The sequence below is a fragment of the Bradyrhizobium sp. Leo114 genome (assembly GCF_055229415.2).
Genome location: NZ_JBUYEN020000276.1, coordinates 1 through 255, shown reverse-complemented (window position 1 = coordinate 255; position 255 = coordinate 1). Strand labels below are relative to the sequence as shown.

At 62.4% G+C, this 255-nt stretch carries 1 protein-coding gene; it reads left to right on the top strand.

Annotation, left to right across the window (positions count from 1 at the left end; translation table 11 throughout):
* A partial coding sequence (locus ACZIRK_RS45730) for a transposase (protein ID WP_474419910.1) occupies positions 1–255 on the top strand: 255 nt, incomplete at both ends.

Here is a 255-nt window from a genome sequence, read left to right as displayed (position 1 = left end):
CGAGGCCGGCGCCGGGCCACAAGATCTATCCCTATCTGTTGCGCAACTTGACGATCGACCGGCCAAACCAGGTATGGGCGGCCGACATCACGTATCTGCCCATCGGCCGCGGCTTTCTTTATCTCGTTGCCATCATCGACTGGGCGAGCCGTGCGGTCCTGGCGTGGCGGTTGTCGAACACGATGGACGTCTGGTTCTGCGTGGCGGCGCTGGAAGAGGCGCTGGCGAAGTACGGCACGCCGGAGATTTTCAACA